We start from the raw sequence: 16,765 nt of genomic DNA on the forward strand, positions 1-16,765 counted from the left end.
ATTAAATAAAGGGTAGAAAAACAAAAAAAGTGTTGACCTTTGTTTGAAATGATGATATATTAATGAGGTAGCATTTATGGAGGTTTAGCTCAGTTGGGAGAGCATCTGCCTTACAAGCAGAGGGTCAGCGGTTCGAGCCCGTTAACCTCCACCATAAAAATAAATAAGCCGGCTTAGCTCAACTGGTAGAGCAACTGACTTGTAATCAGTAGGTTGAGGGTTCAAGTCCTTTAGCCGGCACCATGATGGAGGAGTAGCGAAGTGGCTAAACGCGGCTGACTGTAACTCAGTTCCTTTGGTTCGGTGGTTCGAATCCGCCCTCCTCCACCATCTAATTGGGGTATAGCCAAGCGGTAAGGCAACAGACTTTGACTCTGTCATCTCCCTGGTTCGAATCCAGGTACCCCAGCCAAGATGACCCGCTAGCTCAGCCGGTAGAGCATCTGACTTTTAATCAGAGGGTCAGGCGTTCGAATCGCCTGCGGGTCACCATCTCTTAATATTTGCCCAGGTGGCGAAACTGGTAGACGCACAGGACTTAAAATCCTGCGGACCTTAAAATCCGTGCCGGTTCGATTCCGGCCCTGGGCACCATTCTCGCGGGTGTAGTTCAATGGTAGAACTTCAGCCTTCCAAGCTGACTACGTGGGTTCGATTCCCATCACCCGCTCCATAGTTTGAAAGATAATTAGAGTTTCTTTTAAAGAAACTCTTTTTGTTTTAATAACTAAATATAATTTTTTGTTGGGTTATATCATTACATTCATTGAAGGCAGAATAAAATATTTATAGATAAAAGTATCAAAGTAATTAAGGTTCTATAGTTTCGCTATTGAAAATAAAGATGCTTTTTATTTTGCTTTAAATTTAAATATTGATATGATCTTGACATTAACTTTATTAAATGATCTTTTTTAATGGAGAAGATTTTGTTATAAATTGTTATGTTTTGATGTAAAAATGATGCAATTACGTTGTATGATTAGAGGGGTGAATACATATGAATAAAATTTTGATTATCGAAGATGAAAAAGCAATCAATGAATTGATTAGGATAAGTTTAAGTGATGCGGGATATTTATGTAAATGTGCTTATGATGGTTTGCAAGGGGCGGATTTGATAGAAAAAGAATCTTTTGATTTGATATTGTTAGATATTATGCTGCCAAAAATTGATGGATATGAATTGATGGAATATATTTATCCCTTAAATATTCCGGTTATTTTTTTAACTGCAAAAGCCGATGTAAAAGATCGGGTTAAAGGACTCAAAATGGGTGCTGAAGACTATATCGTTAAACCGTTTGAAATTATCGAACTTTTAGCTCGTGTTGAAACCGTACTGAGAAGATTTGATAAGGTATCTCGTTATTTATCGGTTTATGATGTTAGTGTGGATACACTGTCTCGAATTGTAAAGAAGGGGAATCAGGTTATTAATTTAACGGTTAAAGAATATGAGTTATTGCTGCTTTTTTTGCAAAATAAGAATATCGCTTTATTTAGAGATCGCATATATGAATTGATTTGGCAGGAAAATTATCGTGGTGATAGTCGTACTGTCGATTTACATGTTCAGCGGTTACGTAAAAAAATTGGGTTAGAAGATAAGATTGTTTCGGTGTATAAAATAGGTTATCGCTTGGAGGTTGACGAGTGAAGTTTTTTTGGAAATTGTATTTAGTAATTATGCTGATGGTTGTTTCTTGTTTTAGTGCGGGTGGATATATGCTGATTGAATCAGGATTTAATTCTTCACTGCGACGTGAAGTGGAGATGGCGTATCAGGAAAATAATATTTTATATTCATCTTTTACAAGGGAATTATTATCGCCGTTTAATGGTTATAATGCAAGTGCTTTTACTGATGCGGAAAAGATTGAGATTATTCATGAATCTATAACAACATTAACGATTCAAAGTTTTAATGGGATGATCTCATTTTGTTTGCGAAATAATGAGGGGCAGATGATATATCAAAACGGAGGCTTTACTAATGATTCTAGTTTAATAAAAAAAGTGGACTCGGGAACTCGAGGATATAAGATCGTTGAAGACGATAATAAATATAAAATTCATGTGTTAAGAAAACTTGATATTGAAGATAGTGATGTTTATTTAGAAAATTGCCGTGATATTTCATCTTTATTTGAGGGAAGAAAAGATCAGTATCGAAGTTTTTTATATAGTATTGGACTGTTGTTTTTAGTTGGAACGGTAGTGATTTTTATTGTAACAAGATGGCTGGTAAAACCAATTAAAACATTATCACAGGCGACTAAACAAATTACGGCAGATGGTGGTTTGGGTGATGAAATAAAGGTTCGTAGTAATGATGAGATAGGGCAATTAACGAGAGATTTTAATATAATGATGAAGCGCTTAATGACATCGATGGAAGAATTGCAGGATGCTTTAAAGCGTCAGGAAATTTTCGTTGGAAATTTTGCGCATGAATTAAAAACGCCATTAACGTCAATGATTGGTTATGGTGACATGCTTAGAAGTAAAAAAAATACTGAGGAACAGATCATAAGTTATGCTGATTTAATTGTTCAAGAAGGTAAAAGACTTGAAAAAATGTCAATGAAATTAATGGAATTAATTGTATTAAAAAAGCAGGATTTTGTTTTTGAAAGAATTAATGCTAGTGATTTTTTTGGAGAAATAAGTGCGGTTGTTGCTCCGGTGATGAAAAATTCAAAAGTTGATTTTAAAGTTATGGTTGCAGATGGAGAAATCATTGGTGAACGGGATTTGTTGAAGACAGTTTGTTTAAATTTACTAGATAATGCTCGTAAAGCAATAGAAAATGAAGGGTTAATTAAGTTTTTGGGAGTGAAAGATGATAATGGTTATAAAATTATAATTGAAGATAATGGTTGTGGGATCGAGGATAAAGAAGTTGATAAAATTAAAGAAGCGTTTTATATGGTAGATAAGTCGCGTTCTCGTAAGGCGGGAGGCGCTGGTTTAGGATTAGCGATATGTGATCAGATTATTAAAATCCACCAAGGTGAAATTGTGATTGAAAGTATTAAAGGACAAGGTACTAAGGTGACGGTTTTATTTAAAGGCGGTGAGATTCATGAAGAAAGTTAAAACTTTTTTGATAGTACTGACTACAATTGCTTTATTGGTGATCGTGGCTTTTATGCCGATCGTGCTGGCTAAATGGAATGATGAAAGGATGTTAGCGAGTGTGGTAATAGATAAGGTTGAAGATAACGATAGTTCGATGGTACATCCAAGTAAGTTGAGTGTGAAGGAAAAAATAGCTTTATTGTATGATTATAATTATAAAAATCAAAAGTTTGTTCTTGTAAGTCAACAACAAACTAAATCTAAAGAAGAGTTTGAAAAGATAAAAGAAAGTGTGATAAAAGAAGTAAAAGAACTGCAGGATTTAAAGATACTGCCAGAGTTTAATTTTAATGATAATCAAAAAGAATATACGATTGAAATATTAACATATGCTGAAATGACAGATCCTGAAAGTTGTGTCGTTGTGATGCAGATGGGATTTTATGATGATAAGAGTAGTTTGAGCATTTGGTTTGATGGAAATGATAGTACTATTTATCGCTGTAGTTATTATGGTGAAAATTTAGTTGATTTTGAAGCAACTGGTATTTTTGATGAAAATGTTTTGCTTAATTATGGAATAAACTATTTAGGATTGTCTGAAGAGGAAATGATGAAATATTGTACGGTTATGGCTAGTAAAAAAAGAATTGATATCGGAATTATTAATTGATGCAGTTTTGATTCAAAAATGTGGCAGTTTTTATGTTAGTTTTTTATATGATTTAAGAAGGAGGTGTGAATGTGAAAAAAATAGTGATTTGTCTGGTGGTTATTATTGGATATATTATAGGTTTTAATTATTTTATTAGAGAAAATAGTAGTAAAAATAACGTATTAAAAACAAGGGCGATTGAAGAAAAACAAATAATAAATGATGAGTTGTTAACGCTGGTTAATTATAAAAATAAAATTCCTGATGATTGGAAAGTTGATTTGGTTTCTTTAAATGATCAACAATCAATTGATCAACGTGCTTATCAAGAATTGAAAAATATGCTGAATGATGCTAAAAAGCAGGGGTTAAACATAATAGTATGTTCATCTTATCGTACATATGATAAACAAAAAGAACTTTTTGTAAATAAAGTTAAAGAGTATTTAAAGGAAGGTTATGGTTATAACGAAGCTCAAGAGGCTGCTAGTATGTGGGTAGCTAAGCCTAATACAAGTGAACATCAGTTGGGATTGGCAGTTGACTTGGTTTCTAAGAAAAATCAAAGGTTAGATGATAGTCAGGAAAGAACTGCTGAACAACAATGGCTGATTAAAAATTGTTGGCGATATGGTTTTATTTTACGCTATCCATCAAATAAAAGTGATTTGACAAAAGTTGGTTATGAACCATGGCATTATCGTTTTGTAGGAAAGGAACACGCAAAAAAGATCACAGAGCAGGGTGTATGTTTGGAGGAATATCTGAATAATTTGTCAAATGGTTAAAAGTTTATATAAAATTCACATCAGTGTATAATATTATATATGTGAGGTGAAAAAATGACTAAGAGATTTGAGTTTGATGACAGTGATTTAGATGCAACTGATTTTGAATTAGATTCCAAAGCGACAGATGAAGATGATTTAGAAGATGCTACTACAGATGCTGCGACAAATAAAGGTCGTCAAAAAACTAAGAAAAAGAAAGTAACCAAAACAAAACGTAAGACTAAAACAAAAGTAAAAAAAGAAAAAGAAGGACGTTCTGTTTTTTCAACGATATTATTATTTTTATTGATTTTAGTAATTATTACTGGTGGTTGTGTAGGTGCATATTTTGCATATGAATATTATCAGGATCAACAAAATCAAATAGATGATCTTCAAGAACAGCTTGATAATACAAAAAAAGAAAATAATAATTCAAGAGAAAATAGTGATTCAAAAGAAAGTGATGAAACAAAAAAAGATGTAAATAAAGATGATGATCAGAGTTCTGATGAAAATAAAACAGATGAATCGACTAATGAATCAACTGATGATTTACCAGAAGATGAAAATCCTTCTAGTAATGGTGATCAAGTAGAAGAAAATGAATAAAACACGATTATGATATGATCTAAATTAGTAGATAGTATAAAAATACAGTTTATTAAGAAGAATCGTATCATTATATCAGTGTTTTTTCTTTTAATGTTTTGAATTGTAGAAAAAATGTAAAAAAAATTAAAAAAAGACTTGCAATAGTTAATATTAAATGTTATTATAGACGAGCAGTAGTCGTTAGGGGTGCTGCTAAGAAGAAAATGCGGGTGTAGTTCAATGGTAGAACTTCAGCCTTCCAAGCTGACTACGTGGGTTCGATTCCCATCACCCGCTCCATTGCTTGAATAGCTCAGTTGGTAGAGCAATCGGCTGTTAACCGATCGGTCGTAGGTTCGAGTCCTACTTCAAGCGCCATGGCCTGTTGGAGAAACGGTTAACTCACATGCCTTTCACGCATGCATTCACGGGTTCGAATCCCGTACAGGTCACCAATTGTAAATTAGTCCAGAATCAATTTCTGGATTTTTTATTTTATAAAAAAATATCACTAATAATTATTTTGTTAGTGATATATGAATAAGACCGATACTTTGATTAATTAGATTTCCGGCTATATATTTTAATAATGTAGTTTGGTTATTGGGAAATTTACTGTTATGAGAATTGATGTGAAACATTCGATATGAATTTTCGATATAGTTTAATAGCCATAATATTGATTCTTGAAAATTACCATGAAACACAGGCTTTTCAAGAAGTGGAAAAAAACTGGTAGTATTTATATCTTGGTAAAAATGATCAAGATAAATAGCGTTATTTTTGCAATCAGCTGAAAAATTGTGAAGTCTGATTTTTGTGATTTCATCTGGAGCGATAGTTAAGATCAAATCATATATAGCTGCAAGATAAAGCTGATTATAAATCAAAGTTTCTATAAGTGAAGTATCCATATAATTTTACGTTCCTTTCTTTACGATATAAGTAGATGTTTGGCTTTGACTATAAGAAGTCAAAGCTTTTTATATCTAATACAGTCTATGCATTTTTGATGAAAAAATGTTTATAGTTTTAGTTATTGATCTTAAGCTCTAAATTAGTAAAGTGTATAATGACTAGAACTATGATATACTAAGTGATAAAATAGTATTTAAATTTATAATAGTCGAGGTGATATTAATGTCTTATCAAATTATTAAAGCTTTTGTATATGTTATTTCGGTCATGCTTTCGATGTGGGGGCTAAGTTGTTTTAATTTTGATAATGTAATTAGAAAAGCTAAATTACGTGAATTTTATTTGTTCTTTTTGATTGCATCATTAGCTTTGGGATATTTATTGGGTTCTTTTATTTTGGAGTTTGCGACAATTCATTTTTAACATATTTTAAATAACTGTACATATAATTATGTGAGGTAATTATATGAAAGAGATAAGTGTAAAATTAGGAATTGTTGTATTGGTAGGAATCATTTTTTTATCAATGAATTATTATCAGGTTAAAGAAGAAGTGATTCAGGGTAAAAAAGAGGAAGCTGTAAAAGTAGCAGTAACAATTGATGACAATGTTAATTATGTGGATTTAGATGACTATCTTTTAGGTGTTGTTGCTGGTGAAATGCCTGCTAATTTTGAATTGGAAGCATTGAAGGCACAAGTTGTAGCTAGTCGAACTTTTGTTTATAATCGAAATTTAAGTGTCGATAATACTGTTAATAGTCAAGTTTATTTAAGTGAAGATGAGATGAAAAAAAATTGGGGTGATAAGTATAATGAGTATCACCAAAAAATTAGTGAGGCAATTAAAGAAACTGATAATGAAGTAATGAAATATCAGGGCGAATATATTTCGGCGTTATTTTTTTCTTCTAGTAATGGCTATACTGAAAATGTAGAAGATTATTTTGAATCTAGTCCCTTACCTTATCTAAGAAGTGTTGATAGTCATTGGGATTTAACGATCGATCCTAAAAATACAAGGCAAACTACATTTACAAAACAGGAACTAAAAGAAAAATTTAATTGTCAAGATTTGAATTTTAATATAATTGCATATAAAAAAAGTGGTCGTGTAGCTACTTTAAGTGTTGATGGTAAAAATTACAGTGGTCGGCAGGTCAGAGAAATATTGGGACTGTCTTCAAGCTGTTTTACGATTGAATATGTCAACAATAATTATGTTTTTACAACTAAAGGAAGCGGCCATGGAGTTGGAATGAGCCAGTATGGTGCTCAAGGAATGGCTTTAGAAGGCTCAAATTATAAAGAGATTTTGAATCATTATTATACAGGTATCGAAATTGTAAATAATTAGTATAAACCTTATTTTAGTGGAAACACTACAAATGAGGTGAAATAATGAAATTATTTATGAAACGTAATCGACGTGTTTTAGTATTTAGTGTGGTAGTAATGCTGTTTTTAGCTGGTGTTGGGATAGTTCAGCTGGTTATGAATCAATATCAGCCGTTTAAAGATACTGCTGTTGTAAAAGTAGAAGATAATAAAGAAGAAGATAAAAGCGAAGAAGATCAGCCAACTGTAGCAACAGAGAAATTGATCAAACCTGTTGATGATGATGTAACGATTGTAAAAAAATTTTATGATGCATCCTTAAGTGATGCAGAATTAGAAAAAGCATTAGTGTATTTTGAAGGAGTATATCGACCTAACTTGGGAGTAGATTTTTCTAAAGATGGAAAGACGTTTGAAGTTAAGGCGGCATGTTCAGGTACGGTAACTAAAAAAGATAATGATGCTTTACTTGGTTGGATTGTAACTGTAACTAATGAAAATGGCTTTAGTACCACATATCAGTCATTGAGTGAAGTTAGTGTTGAAAAGGATACGGTTATTAAGCAAGGTGACAAAATTGGGGTCAGTGGTGAAAATGTTTATGAATCGGAATTAAAGAATCACTTGCACTTTATTTTAGAAAAAGATAATCAAGCTTTGAATCCAGAATCTTATTTTGATCAAGAAGTCACAAAAATAGCGGTATAATCAACCAAATGGCAATAATAAAAAAATTATTGCTATTTGGTTTTATTTTGTTTTTTACCTTGTAAATATCAAAAATCATGGTACAATAGTTAAGAAAAATAAGGAGGACTAATGATGGCATTATCAAAAGAAATAGGTATCGACTTAGGTACAGCAAATATTTTAATTTATGTCAAGGGTGAAGGTATCGTTGTAAATGAACCTTCTGTAGTAGCGATAGATGATGAAACAAAAAAACCTTTAGCTGTTGGCCAAGAAGCTAAAGATATGTTAGGTAAAACACCTGGAAGAGTAAAAGCGATTCGTCCTTTAAAAGATGGAGTTATTGCGGATTTTAGAATTACTGAAATCTTAATTACTCATTTTATTAATAAATTAAATTTAAAAGGAATTTTTTCAAGACCAACAATTCTAATTTGTTGCCCATCAAATATTACATCAATTGAAAAAAGTGCAATTAAAGATGTTGCTGAAAGATGTGGTGCTAAACGTGTCTTCATTGAAGAAGAACCTAAAGTGGCAGCAGTTGGAGCTGGATTAGAAATTTCAAAACCTACAGGTAACATGGTAATTGATATTGGTGGTGGAACTACTGATATTGCGGTATTGTCTTTAGGTGATATTGTTACTAGTAGTTCACTTAAAATTGCTGGTGATGTTATGGATGAAGATATTATTAAATTTGTAAAAGATAAATATAAATTATTGATTGGTGATCGTACTGCTGAACAAATTAAAATGCAAATTGGTACAGCAATCAAAGGAATCAGTGAAGAAATCTTCGAAGTAAGAGGTCGTGATTTAGTAACAGGATTACCTCATACAATTACAATTACTGCTGATGAAACAGAATTGGCTCTAAGAGAGACTTGTCAAACTATTGTAAGAGAAACAAAACATGTCCTAGAACAAACACCACCAGAATTAGCAGCTGATATTGTATCTAGAGGAATTTTCTTAACAGGTGGCGGAGCTTTATTAAGCGGACTTGATCGTTTATTAGAAAATGAATTAGGAGTACCTGTATTTGTAGCTGATGATGCATTAAATTGTGTTGCTAATGGTTGTGGGGTTATGTTAGAAAATACACATTATGTAAAATAATACATGAGATGAAAATCTCATGTTTTTTTTTTTAATATTCATACTTGTATGAATATATAGACTTAAGTCAGTTGAGCATACGAAGTATGCGAAATAAAAAACCACCTGCTATGCGGGTGGAGCGATAAAAAAGTTATACAAATATTCACCTTTCCGATATATATTAAAGTTGTTCAAGCTATCATATATGAAAGGAAAGGTGATAGAAGTATGGCTCAAAAAGCAAATTCATTGGCACATACAAAGTGGATGTGTAAATATCACATCGTCTTCACACCCAAGTATAGACGAAAAGTGATTTATAATCAACTAAGAAAAGATATAGGTGAAATTTTAAGGACGCTATGCAGATATAAAGGAGTGGAAATAATCGAAGGGCACTTAATGTCTGATCATGTACATATGTTAGTAATGATTCCACCAAAGGAAAGTGTATCAAAGTTCATGGGATATTTGAAAGGAAAATCAGCATTAATGATTTTCGATAGACATGCGAATTTAAAATATAAATATGGGAATAGACATTTCTGGGCAGAAGGATATTATGTGAGTACAGTAGGATTGAATGATGCAACAGTCGCAAAGTATATAAGGGAACAGGAACGACATGATATTGCGATGGACAAATTGAGTGTGAAGGAATACCAAAATCCATTCGAGGATAAGGAAATAGAGGAAGAAAAGAAAAAACAAGAAGTTAAGAAGAAAAAAGTAAAAAAATGAAAATAATCCCTTTGAGGGATAGCGAGAGTCAAAAGCAATAGCTTGAGCGAAGTGAAAGCAGCGCCTTGAGACGCGAGCAAGTAACAAAGGCTTATAGCCTCAGAGAAAACCACGTCTTTTAGGCGTGGTTTTTATTTAAAATAAATAATTTTAAAATCGTATTGACTTTACCGTTAGGTCAAGGTGTACAGTAGTGTTAAAGATGTTTGAAAGGAGGAATGACTATGCTGACTATTGGTGAATTTTCAAATATATGCAAAGTTTCAACAAAAACGCTTCGATACTATGCAAAAATTGGGTTGCTTTTGCCTGATAAGATCAGTCCGGAAAATGGCTATAGATATTATTCTATTGATCAATTGGAAACGATGTTATTTATTGAACGTTTAAAATCTTATAATTTTTCTTTGGAAGAAATCAAAGTAATTCTTAATTTAGGCAAATTACAAAACGAGAAGCTTTATGCAGCGCTTGCAAGAAAGAAAAAAGAAGTTAAAGAACAAATAGATAAATCTAATACTATTTTAGAGAGATTAAATGAAGATATGCTATGTTTACAACAAGGGAGGTCAATTATGTCGTATTTAGAAGATTTTGATATCGAATTGGTTGAAGTACCAGAGATGAATCTTATTTCGATTCGTAAAATAGTTCGTGAAGATGAATTTGTTGAAGCGTATAGTAGTTATTTTGGCGAATTGTTGAAGCGAATCCAAACCAATAATTTAAATGTTTTTGCCCCGCCGATGGTACTATTTCATGATGCAGAATTTGGGGCACTTGGTTTAGATACCGAGTTTGCAATTCCTGTAAAAGAAAAAACTATTGATACTAGAGAATTTTGTCCAGGATTATGTTTGAAAACAGTTTTACAGGGTTCATATTCAAATTTACCATCTATATATGCTAAACATCGAAAATGGATGGAAGATGAGGGATATGTATGTCGAGACGCACTTTTTGAAGTATATGTAACAGACCCTTCGTGTGTTTCAAAAGAAAGTGAACTTGTAACAGAAGTATATTCCCCAGTAAAAAAAGGTCAATAAAAATATTTTTTATTTGGATTATTTAAGACGCTCTTGTTAAATGACGGGAGCGTTTTTTTAGATGCTTGAACAACAATATCAGACTAAATGATTTATTTATCTTGTATTTTAGGGTAAAATAATTGATAATATACAAGAGATAGGAAGTGATAAGATGAAACCTAGTTTAATAATGTCTTTTGTTGTTACAATGATGATTTCTGCTTTGTTAATTCCTATAGTTATTAAGGTGGGAAAAAAATTAGGAATCGTAGCACATAAAAATAAACGAACTGTTCATAAAATCGAAGTTCCACGTATTGGCGGTTATGCAATTTATATCAGCTCTTTAATAGGTGCGGTTATTTTTTTAAAAACTGATCCACAAATAAATGCAATTTTAATTGCAGGATTTTTAGTTTTTTTTGTTGGGCTTTTGGATGATGTTCATGATTTGTCACCAAAAACTAAATTAATAGTTGAACTAGCTGCGGCTTTAATTGTGATTGGATATGGAAATATTTATTTAAAAGGCTTTGATTTTGTACCTGAAAACTGGGTACCGATAATTCCCGGAATGATTACAGTTTTATGGATCGTTGGGATAACCAATGCCATCAATTTAATCGATGGTCTTGATGGTTTATCATCAGGGATCTCAATCATTGTTTTATTTACTATATCAATGACATCATTGACTAGTGGCAGAACTGATATTGCATCACTTTCATTAGTTTTAGCAGGTTCGATCATGGGATTTTTATTTTATAATTTTCATCCAGCTAAGGTTTTTTTAGGAGATTGTGGTGCTTTGTATATTGGTTTTATGATCTCTGTTATCTCTTTGCTGGGGTTTGGTTATAATGTCTCTACTTTTTTTACATTGGGAGCTCCGATAGTTGTATTAATGGTTCCAATCATGGATACTTTAATTGCGATTATTCGTAGAAAAGTGCATCATAAAAAGTTTAGTGAGGCTGATAAAGCACATTTGCATCATAACTTAATGTTTAAATTAAAGCTGGGACATCGTAAAAGTGTAATTGTACTTTATGGGGTAACATTCTTATTTTCGTTAACATCATACATATATTTATACGATCCAACTTTAGGAACGATTATGTTTATTATTTTAATGCTTATTTTTGAATTGTTTGTAGAAATGACAAACATGGTCAGTCGTAAATATAAACCTTTGCTTACTATAATTAATATTTTTGTGCAGAGTGATCATTTACCAAAGATCAAGATATTGGAACGCTATAGATCTAAAAGATCTAAAAAGAGAGCCGTTATTGATCAGCTGGTCATGATTAGCTGCTTGTTATTAATTATTGGTGGTAGTGTAACGTATATTCATTTAAATCAAGAAAAACCTATTATTAAAGAGCAGCGAGTTACACCATATCTTAAAACTGGATCTAGTGAGTTGCTGAATGATATTTATGTAAGATTAGATAAAGCTTATCAAAGTAAACTTTTAAATGATGAATGTCAGCTGGCTGCAGCGTATTTTGCTGTTGATTATTTTACTTTGAAGGGTAAAGAGGATAATCAGGTTGGGGGATTGGATTATATTTATCCTAAATTACAAAGTGAGTTTAATTCATTTGCGTTGAAATCTTTTTATACATATAAAGAAGAATATCCGAAATTAGAAGTAGAGGATTATGAAATTATTTCTTTTTCGCCATCTAAAGTTGTTATTGAAGGATTGGAGGATAATGAGTATTATAATGTACTTATTTCTTTAGAGTTTAATCGTGAGGTTGAAGGGTTGTCAAATAGTGCAAATATTGTTTTGGTTTTAGATAATGATCGTTTTTATGTTGTGGGGGTTGACAATGCTTAATTATAAACGAATTTTTGAGGTTGATGATGAATTGTGTCAGTTTCATTTGAAGCAAAAGCAATATTATTTATTAGAGAATGTTATCCCAACTAGAGATTATCTTTTAAATGATATGAAACTTCCAGAAGGCTTTGATGAAAGTAATCATTATATTTATAAAGTGTATTTTAAAGATAAGATGATTGCTTTGATAGATTTTCAGTTAGGATATCGCTTTTCAATGAAACATGATGATAAATGTCTTTGGATTGGCTTGTTTTTAGTAGATGAAGATTATCAAAGAAAGAAATTTGGTAAAATGATTATTGAACATTTTATTGATAAATATCGAAAAAGATGTTGTTTAGTGCAATTGGCTTGTATAAAGAACAATGAAAAAGGAATGGCATTTTGGAAAGCTTTAGGATTTAATAAAATTGCTGTTTCTATGTATAATAATTTAGAAGTTGAGATATTAGAGATGAAAATTTAATACTATTAGTCAAAGTATTGACTAAATCATTGAAATTTTAAAAATATTATGTTATTATGTTTTAGCGATGTATCAAAATATCAATTAGGAGGTATATTATGTTTGACACCATTTTAAATGTCTTATTAGTAATAATATCAATAGCACTTATTATATTATGTCTATTACAGAGTGGTAAATCTGATGGGATTGTTAATGCCTTAACTGGTCAAAGTTCAAACTTATTTGCTCAACAAAAAGATCGTGGAGCGGATTTGGTAATGACAAGAGTTACGACAGGGCTAGCAATTGCATTCTTCATTATTGCCATTATTATTAGAATGTCATAATAATAGGACTATTGGTCCTATTTTTATTTTTGTTTAAGGAGGTGGATCAATGAAAGATGAGATCTTAACATTGTTAAGTGATGATGATTATATGGATCGCTCGATTGATTTGTTAGCTAAAAGATTAGATTGTTTTTCTAGTGAAAATTTTGTTAAATTAGTTAAGATAATGAACGAATTAGAAGAAGCGGGAAAAGTAATAAGAAATAAATATAATCATTACTATTTGCCAAATCAATTTGGAATGGTTTTAGGGACACTTACGATCAACAAAAAAGGTTATGGTTTTGTAGCTGTTGATGATCAAGAAAAAGATATTTTTATTGCTCCAGATGCATTGAAGGATGCTTTTAATAGAGATACTGTATTAGTAGAAATTAATAAATATACTGATCTTGAAAGACCGGAAGGTAAAGTGATTCGAGTCATAAAACGAGGTCAAACTAGATTAGTTGGGGAAATAAAAAAAGGTAAACGGGATTATTATGTAGATGTAGATGATCCTAAGTTTGAAAAACCTATTTTTGTTGATCATGCTCATTTACATGGTGCAGTTTTAGGGCATAAAGTATTAGTTGAAATTAAAGTTTATAAACCAATTTTAAAAGGCGATGTTGTAAAAATAATCGGTCATAAAAATGATCCAGGAATTGATATTTTATCGATTGTTTATGAACATGATACGCCTGTAGAATTTAATAAAGCAGTTTATCAACAAATAGAAAACATTCCTGATACTTTAGATGAGATTGATAAAAGTAATCGTATTGACCTTCGTAATGAAACGATCGTTACGATTGATGGTGATGATGCTAAAGATTTAGATGATGCTATTTCGCTAAAGAAATTAGCTAATGGCAATTATTATTTAGGAGTCCATATTGCCGATGTGTCATATTATGTAGAAGAAGGAACTGCGTTGGATAAGGAAGCTTTTGCCCGCGGAACGTCGATATATTTAGCTGATCGGGTTATCCCGATGTTACCTCATAAGCTTTCAAATGGAATTTGTTCTTTAAATCCTAGTGTCGATCGTTTTACAATTTCATGTTTTATGGAAATTAATCCTCGTGGTGAAGTTGTCGACCATGAAATCGTGCCGGGAATAATTAATTCTACGGAAAGAATGACATATACAAATGTTAATAAGATATTAGATGGTGATCAAGCATTACAATTACAATATGATCATGTTAAAGATTTATTTTTCTTGATGCAGGAACTGGCTTTGATTTTACAAGAGAAAAAAGCTAAACGTGGAGCCATTGATTTTGATGTTAAAGAAGCTAAAGTTGTTGTAAATAGTAAAGGTGAAACGACAGATGTGGTTTTAAGACAACGCGGGGCTAGTGATCGGATCATTGAAGAATTTATGTTATTAGCAAATGAAACAGTTGCTGAGCATTTTAAATGGTTAGAACTGCCATTTATTTATCGGGTCCATGAACAGCCCAAAACTAAAAAACTGCAACAATTTAGCACAATAGCTAAAATTATGGGATATACGATCAAAGGATCATTGGAAAATGTTTATCCTAATGAATTAAGCAGTATTATTGAAGCAAGTAAAGAAACGCCGGAACATACGATTATTTCAACTCTATTGTTACGCTGTATGCAAAAAGCGCGTTACGATGAACAGTGTTTAGGACATTTTGGGTTAGCCGATGAGTTTTATACCCACTTTACATCACCAATTAGACGTTATCCAGATTTGATCGTGCATCGTTTAATTAGAAAGTATTTGTTTGAAAAACGTCTGGATGATCAAACGATTAGACATTATCAGGAAATAATGCCGGAAATTGCTCTTCAAAGTTCTAATCGAGAACGTGAGGCTATTGATATTGAACGTGAAGTTGATGATATGAAGATTGCTGAATATATGGAAAAGCACATAGGAGAAGAGTTTGAGGGAATTATAAGTTCAGTTACTAATTTTGGTTTTTTTGTTGAGCTTGATAATACTATTGATGGTTTAGTTCATGTTAGTGATCTAACTGATGATTTTTATTTCTTTGATGAAAAAAATCTTCGTTATATTGGACAAAGAACGGGAAAAGTGTTTAAAATGTCTGATCATGTAAAAGTAAGAGTAATAAGTGCTTCGAAAGTAGATAAATCAATAGATTTTGAAATTGTTGGCATGAAATCCAACAAAAAGACAAGAAAAACTGTTATAATGAATACACGTCGAGATGATAAAAAGAAAAAAAGTCAATCAAGACATAAAAGAAGACATGAAAAGTCACGCTACAAAAGAAATGATTTTTATAAATCTCGAAGTAAAAAACGTAAACATCATTAAATAAGAAGGAGGAATAGGCATGAAGATCATTTCAAACAACAAAAAAGCATATCATGATTATTTTATTTTGGATACATATGAAGCAGGAATTGAACTAAAAGGAACAGAAATAAAATCTGTTCGTTTAGGAAATGTTAATTTAAAAGATGCTTTTGTCCGGATCAAAGATAATGAAGCTTATGTTGAAAACATGCATATTTCTCCTTATAGCCATGGGAATCGCTTTAATCATGAGCCTAGAAGAACTAGAAAACTTCTTTTACATAAAAAAGAGATTTTAAAAATCTCTAATAAATTAAAAGAAGGGGGCTTGACAGTTGTACCAACTAAGTTATACTTTAATACGGGTAGTAAAGTTAAATTAGAAATCGGGCTTGCTCGTGGTAAAAAACTTTATGATAAACGTCAAGATTTAAAAGAAAGAGATTCAAAAAGAGAAATTCAAAGAGCTTTAAAGAATTATTGATTTGGGGGTGTCCTGGGTTCGACAGGTATATGTCTGACCTTAGCTGCAGTCGAAGGCATTCGTAAAATGCACCAAAAAATAACTGGAAACAGACAAACTAATTACGCTTTCGCTTAGTCGACATAGACATGAAAGCTGCCACTGTTTAGTGTGCCTATAGCTAGATAGCTGGTATCATAAACCCATAGGATAAGGATATCTATAGCTTAGATAGATATTTCGAAAATTTAATAAGCTCGTTAGGTGGAAAATTGCCCATTGATTGTAGCCTAATTAAATTTATTCAATGGGATAAACTGTAGACGCTTTGGAGGGATTGTGCTTGGACAGGGGTTCGATTCCCCTCACCTCCACCATTAAAAAGATACACGCTTTTTATATTTATATGAAAAGCGTTTTAAATAAAACGAGAATGA

17 protein-coding genes, 10 tRNA genes and 1 other RNA gene are annotated in these 16,765 nt (G+C 31.7%); 27 read left to right on the forward strand and 1 reads right to left on the reverse strand.

Translation table 11 applies throughout. From position 1 onward, the window contains the following. Positions 1-78: 78 nt before the first annotated feature. The 15 genes from OC535_RS13130 to OC535_RS13200 all read left to right on the forward strand — a co-directional run bounded on the left by OC535_RS13130 (position 79) and on the right by OC535_RS13200 (position 5,558). Positions 79-154, forward strand: a tRNA-Val gene (locus tag OC535_RS13130). Positions 155-167: 13 nt separating this feature from the next. After that, positions 168-243: transfer RNA gene (locus tag OC535_RS13135), tRNA-Thr, on the forward strand. Between the two features lie 4 nt (positions 244-247). Next, positions 248-330, forward strand: a tRNA-Tyr gene (locus tag OC535_RS13140). 6 nt (positions 331-336) lie between these two features. Next, a tRNA-Gln gene (locus OC535_RS13145) sits at positions 337-412 on the forward strand. Between the two features lie 4 nt (positions 413-416). Further along, positions 417-492: transfer RNA gene (locus tag OC535_RS13150), tRNA-Lys, on the forward strand. Between the two features lie 13 nt (positions 493-505). Further along, positions 506-594, forward strand: a tRNA-Leu gene (locus OC535_RS13155). Positions 595-599: 5 nt separating this feature from the next. Next, positions 600-673 (forward strand) — tRNA-Gly (locus tag OC535_RS13160). Positions 674-1,000: 327 nt separating this feature from the next. Next, entirely contained in the window at positions 1,001-1,660 is a 660-nt protein-coding gene (locus OC535_RS13165) for a response regulator transcription factor (RefSeq protein WP_227053266.1), read from the forward strand. Beyond that, on the forward strand, positions 1,657-3,102 hold the full coding sequence (locus tag OC535_RS13170; protein ID WP_227053267.1) for a sensor histidine kinase: 1,446 nt from the start codon (positions 1,657-1,659) through the stop codon (positions 3,100-3,102). Before OC535_RS13165 ends, OC535_RS13170 begins: the two co-directional genes overlap by 4 nt. Beyond that, positions 3,089-3,757 carry a hypothetical protein gene (locus OC535_RS13175; protein WP_227053268.1) on the forward strand — a complete coding sequence of 223 codons (669 nt, stop codon included), beginning with the start codon at positions 3,089-3,091 and terminating at the stop codon, positions 3,755-3,757. The genes OC535_RS13170 and OC535_RS13175 overlap by 14 nt, the downstream gene beginning before the upstream one ends. Before the next feature lie 71 nt (positions 3,758-3,828). Beyond that, a complete protein-coding gene (locus OC535_RS13180; protein ID WP_498824025.1) occupies positions 3,829-4,527 on the forward strand; it encodes a M15 family metallopeptidase in 699 nt (232 codons plus the stop codon). 54 nt (positions 4,528-4,581) lie between these two features. Then, a complete protein-coding gene (locus OC535_RS13185) occupies positions 4,582-5,121 on the forward strand; it encodes a hypothetical protein (protein WP_498824026.1) in 540 nt (179 codons plus the stop codon). Positions 5,122-5,329: 208 nt separating this feature from the next. Next, positions 5,330-5,403, forward strand: a tRNA-Gly gene (locus tag OC535_RS13190). Between the two features lie 2 nt (positions 5,404-5,405). Continuing rightward, positions 5,406-5,481, forward strand: a tRNA-Asn gene (locus tag OC535_RS13195). A 1-nt stretch (position 5,482) separates the two neighbouring features. After that, positions 5,483-5,558, forward strand: a tRNA-Glu gene (locus tag OC535_RS13200). Between the two features lie 63 nt (positions 5,559-5,621). Here OC535_RS13200 and OC535_RS13205 read toward each other — a convergent pair. Continuing rightward, entirely contained in the window at positions 5,622-6,017 is a 396-nt protein-coding gene (locus tag OC535_RS13205; RefSeq protein ID WP_498824027.1) for a hypothetical protein, read from the reverse strand. 226 nt (positions 6,018-6,243) lie between these two features. Between OC535_RS13205 and OC535_RS13210 the strand changes: the two genes are divergently transcribed. From OC535_RS13210 to ssrA, 12 genes are all read left to right on the forward strand, one after another. Next, positions 6,244-6,444 (forward strand): DUF1146 domain-containing protein, encoded by a 201-nt coding sequence (locus tag OC535_RS13210; protein ID WP_024721080.1) that lies wholly within the window; start codon positions 6,244-6,246, stop codon positions 6,442-6,444. Positions 6,445-6,487: 43 nt separating this feature from the next. Next, positions 6,488-7,378: a stage II sporulation protein D gene (spoIID, locus tag OC535_RS13215; protein ID WP_227053272.1), complete on the forward strand. Its 891-nt coding sequence runs from the start codon at positions 6,488-6,490 to the stop codon at positions 7,376-7,378. Between the two features lie 44 nt (positions 7,379-7,422). Continuing rightward, the gene (locus OC535_RS13220; protein WP_227053273.1) at positions 7,423-8,067 is read left to right on the forward strand and encodes a M23 family metallopeptidase; all 645 of its coding nucleotides are present in this window, start codon (positions 7,423-7,425) and stop codon (positions 8,065-8,067) included. 114 nt (positions 8,068-8,181) lie between these two features. Then, complete coding sequence (locus OC535_RS13225) at positions 8,182-9,171, forward strand: rod shape-determining protein (protein ID WP_004609485.1); 990 nt, start codon at positions 8,182-8,184, stop codon at positions 9,169-9,171. A 210-nt stretch (positions 9,172-9,381) separates the two neighbouring features. Beyond that, positions 9,382-9,894: an IS200/IS605 family transposase gene (gene tnpA / locus OC535_RS13230; RefSeq protein ID WP_024722880.1), complete on the forward strand. Its 513-nt coding sequence runs from the start codon at positions 9,382-9,384 to the stop codon at positions 9,892-9,894. 224 nt (positions 9,895-10,118) lie between these two features. Next, positions 10,119-10,943, forward strand: a complete 825-nt coding sequence (locus tag OC535_RS13235; RefSeq protein WP_498824028.1) for a MerR family transcriptional regulator — start codon at positions 10,119-10,121, stop codon at positions 10,941-10,943. 154 nt (positions 10,944-11,097) lie between these two features. Beyond that, complete coding sequence (locus OC535_RS13240; protein ID WP_024721083.1) at positions 11,098-12,774, forward strand: MraY family glycosyltransferase; 1,677 nt, start codon at positions 11,098-11,100, stop codon at positions 12,772-12,774. Then, complete coding sequence (locus OC535_RS13245) at positions 12,767-13,246, forward strand: GNAT family N-acetyltransferase (protein ID WP_498824029.1); 480 nt, start codon at positions 12,767-12,769, stop codon at positions 13,244-13,246. Before OC535_RS13240 ends, OC535_RS13245 begins: the two co-directional genes overlap by 8 nt. Positions 13,247-13,344: 98 nt before the next feature. Then, positions 13,345-13,575 (forward strand): preprotein translocase subunit SecG, encoded by a 231-nt coding sequence (gene secG / locus OC535_RS13250; RefSeq protein ID WP_024721085.1) that lies wholly within the window; start codon positions 13,345-13,347, stop codon positions 13,573-13,575. A 49-nt stretch (positions 13,576-13,624) separates the two neighbouring features. Beyond that, the gene (gene rnr, locus OC535_RS13255) at positions 13,625-15,883 is read left to right on the forward strand and encodes a ribonuclease R (protein ID WP_498824030.1); all 2,259 of its coding nucleotides are present in this window, start codon (positions 13,625-13,627) and stop codon (positions 15,881-15,883) included. 19 nt (positions 15,884-15,902) lie between these two features. Continuing rightward, entirely contained in the window at positions 15,903-16,349 is a 447-nt protein-coding gene (gene smpB, locus OC535_RS13260) for an SsrA-binding protein SmpB (protein WP_024721087.1), read from the forward strand. A 3-nt stretch (positions 16,350-16,352) separates the two neighbouring features. Beyond that, positions 16,353-16,705: a transfer-messenger RNA gene (gene ssrA, locus OC535_RS13265) on the forward strand. Positions 16,706-16,765 lie beyond the last annotated feature (60 nt).

Source organism: Clostridium sp. Marseille-Q5894, assembly GCF_946902305.1.
Taxonomy (GTDB): domain Bacteria; phylum Bacillota_I; class Bacilli_A; order Erysipelotrichales; family Coprobacillaceae; genus Thomasclavelia.